Origin of the sequence: Burkholderia sp. JPY481, from assembly GCF_038900515.1 — a bacterium.
GTDB classification, from domain to species: Bacteria; Pseudomonadota; Gammaproteobacteria; order Burkholderiales; family Burkholderiaceae; genus Paraburkholderia; species Paraburkholderia youngii.
In genome coordinates, this window is record NZ_JAYMRT010000199.1 from 1 (window position 1) to 255 (window position 255).

A 255-nucleotide genomic window follows, 5' to 3' on the forward strand; every position below is an offset into this window, starting at 1 on the left:
ACATCGCAATGATCTTGTCGTCGAAGCCGGTAAAGCGGCGTTCGTGCCGTGGTATCAGGATCGGTTCGAAGCTGCCGTCACGGTCGCGCGGAATGTCTACCCGCAACGGGCCGTCCTCCGTCAACAGGGTCTTGCCGCTCCTGCCGTTGCGCTGGTTGGTCGACTCCGGCGGGCGTTGGCCTCCGCTCGGATAGCCCAGGTGATGTTTTAGCTCGGCGCCCAGCGCACGCTCGATCAGCGCCTTCTTGAACGCCA

1 protein-coding gene is annotated in these 255 nt (G+C 63.5%); it reads right to left on the reverse strand.

Annotated elements, in window-relative coordinates:
• A partial coding sequence (locus VSR82_RS40330; RefSeq protein ID WP_498858957.1) for a transposase occupies positions 1-255 on the reverse strand: 255 nt, incomplete at both ends.